Here is a 2836-nt window from a genome sequence, read left to right on the forward strand (position 1 = left end):
GATACTTGAAGTCATTGTCGATCTTTGCATAAGTATCTTCTACGGTTACTTCCTCCTTGATGGCATCATAGCCGGGAACAATTTTTATCTGGTGGATGATAGGGTCTTCGCTTTCGTCAGTATACAGGGTCACGAGGTAGTTGCCCGGCTTCTTGTAGGAATAGATGGCCAGCTTGTCTTTGGAATCGATATTCCCGGTTTCCCCGAATTTCCAGGTAAACTGTTTGGCATCGGAAACAGCCCGGAACTGGATGTTCTCAAACTGCATTCCCTGGCTGGGAGCATCAATCAGGGTTCTCATCTTCAGGGTATCCAGTGGTTTCGGGATGCTTCTGGCAGAAACCATCACAGGAAAGGACTTCGAATATTTGTTATCAACAATCAGGGTGACCTGATAATATCCAGGTTTGTTATAAAAGTGGATCCCACTGCTTTTATCGCTGGTGGTGCCGTCTCCGAAATTCCATCTTTTGGTTTTGGCAAACTGGGTTTTATCCTCAAACAGCAGCGTATCCCCTACTTTTACGGAAGACGGATATACAAGCCCTACGATATCATCGGCAGAGTGTATCACTTTCTTCTGAAGCCACAATGCAACCAGTGCCGCAATGAGCAATGTTGCAATAACACCGATAATAATGTTCTTCTTGTTTTTCTGAAAGTAATTCATAGTTAAGATTGTGTAATGTGTTTTATTTAATTTTTTTGTGTACGGATCAGAGTCTTACTGGGTCCTTGCTTTCAACGCTGTTGCCCGGTCAAACAGCTGGCTCTTTTTTTCCCTGAAGCCAATGGAGCATTCTTCAAACTGCTTTTCAAAATTTTTGATATTCTCGGTTTTGCTGGAAATAATTTTTTTATCATTGAAAAACATTTTATAGAACCGGGCGATCTGGGGATAGGCATCTTTACGGATGTCGATGATATTGTCTCCGTTCTCGAAATAATTGGCTACATCGTTGATTCCGTACATAATATTGTTTTCCACAAAGGGCTGCGGTGCCTGGTCGGTCAGTTTATTAATCATGGAAAAAGTACTGTCCATGGTCTTGTAAGAATATTTCTGCTTCTGGTCGAATTTCGCTTTTTCTTCCAGGATCTGTACAGAAACGATGTCTTCATCTGAAAAAGGAGACTGAAAACCTTTCAGAAAAATGATCGACAGAAAAATAAGTGCTGCGAAAAGCATCAGGATCAGGTATAGAAACTGATATTGCCTTTCTTTTTTTGAGAGTGTAACTTGTCCCTGCATGTGTTGTGTATGGTGTTTTTTTATCTTCTGCGTCTGCTGCCGGAAAATTTCCTGGTGGGGTCTACCCGGAGTTCGCTGTTCATCACTCCTATCTTGCCTTTGCATTCACTCAGGTCCCGCAAAGCGATCTGTTCCTTGGAAGATACGGTCACGATATCATTTTTCAGGGCCAGCATAGGCTCTATCTGCTTCATGAGTATGGAATAATGCTTGAAATTATCTGCGCTGTCCTTTCCCATAATATTTTTGGCATCCCTTACATTATCCATAATGTAATTCCTGAGGAATATATCGTTGTTCACCTTATTGATGTCAAGCTGGTCCATACGGTACAGGATGCTGTCTACGTGGATTCTGAGCAGGTCGCTTCTGGTAAGCAGCTCACGGTAATTGTCGGCCTCCCTCTTGATTCCTTCCCTTTGGATATCGTAGCTTTTGAAAAAGAAAAAGATACAGATAAACGAAACACCTGATAAAATGACAAATGACAGGATAAACTTCAGTATTCCTGTCCTGACATCCTCTCTGTTTAATTTTTTTTCTCTGTTCGAAGACATAGTTTGTGATTTGTTTGGGATTGTGAAATTAAAAAAAAATACTGTATATACAAAATTAAGTATTGTAAACAGATTTTTTTTGTGGTAGCAAGAGATTAATTCTGTGTTTCCGCATATTTTTCATACTTTAGTCTTCGGAATTTTAATTATCATTCACCAAATCGATAGTAAAGTGAGCAAAATATTATCCAATACTGTGCGGTTTTCCATAGCAGACAGCGATTTTTATTTCAAAAAGATCATGATCAAGACGCTGACGGAAAATCCTTTCTATATGCTGCTGAATGACTGTAACAACGGTCATGAGCTGATCAGCAGGAATTACAGGAGGCAGGAAGATGTATTTATCATTGAACTTTTCATGCCGGTACTGAGCGGGATAGAAGCCATTAAATACATCAGGAAGAGCAATACGGATACGCCCGTAATCACATATTCCGGCACCTATCAGGAAGATATGGCAGACATTCTCGCCAACATTCCCAACGTATACTACTGTCAGAAAAAGAGCAACATCATAAAAGATATTATAAAAGGAAAAATAGCATCAGACAGTTTCGATTATGCACTTTACACAAGGGAATGGGAACAGCAGCCACTGGCTGTACTGGAATATCTGGACCGGCAGAAAAAAAGCCAGGAAGAACTTTCACCGGCAGAGATACAGCTGATGAAATTCTGCTACGAAGGCTTCAGCAATAAGGAAATAGGGGAAAAGCTCAGTCTCAGTACGAGAACCATCGATACCTACATCAACCGCCTTACGGAAAAGCTGGGGCTGAAGACAAAGCTTCATCTCATCCGCTTCTGTGTAGAGAACGGATATTATAATTCCAGCATGTAAAAGTGAGTTAACAGGGAGATAACCCAAAGTAAACTGTAAATTTTCAATTGCTTATAAAAAAATATTTTGCCACTAATTTGTTAATATTCAATTTTTTTAACTAAATTTGCACACCTAAAATTTAAAATTAAAATAAGGAAATGACAAAGGCAGAATTGGTAAACACCATCTCAAATAAGTTGG

4 protein-coding genes are annotated in these 2836 nt (G+C 39.9%); 1 reads left to right on the forward strand and 3 read right to left on the reverse strand.

Translation table 11 applies throughout. The annotated features are described in order from the left end of the window. From QZ735_RS00685 to tssO, 3 genes are all read right to left on the reverse strand, one after another. A partial coding sequence (locus QZ735_RS00685; protein ID WP_294243263.1) for a PKD domain-containing protein occupies nt 1–670 on the reverse strand: 670 nt, incomplete at its 3' end. A gap of 54 nt (nt 671–724) precedes the next feature. Continuing rightward, nucleotides 725–1252 carry a type VI secretion system transmembrane protein TssO gene (locus tag QZ735_RS00690; RefSeq protein WP_294243265.1) on the reverse strand — a complete coding sequence of 176 codons (528 nt, stop codon included), beginning with the start codon at nt 1250–1252 and terminating at the stop codon, nt 725–727. A 20-nt stretch (nt 1253–1272) separates the two neighbouring features. Further along, on the reverse strand, nt 1273–1809 hold the full coding sequence (tssO, locus tag QZ735_RS00695) for a type VI secretion system TssO (RefSeq protein ID WP_294243266.1): 537 nt from the start codon (nt 1807–1809) through the stop codon (nt 1273–1275). Nucleotides 1810–1981: 172 nt separating this feature from the next. Here tssO and QZ735_RS00700 point away from each other — a divergent pair, with 172 nt between their 5' ends. Next, nucleotides 1982–2653 (forward strand): LuxR C-terminal-related transcriptional regulator, encoded by a 672-nt coding sequence (locus QZ735_RS00700; protein ID WP_294243268.1) that lies wholly within the window; start codon nt 1982–1984, stop codon nt 2651–2653. Nucleotides 2654–2836: the final 183 nt, after the last annotated feature.

The sequence above is a fragment of the uncultured Chryseobacterium sp. genome (assembly GCF_913776365.1).
In the GTDB taxonomy this organism is placed as follows: domain Bacteria; phylum Bacteroidota; class Bacteroidia; order Flavobacteriales; family Weeksellaceae; genus Chryseobacterium.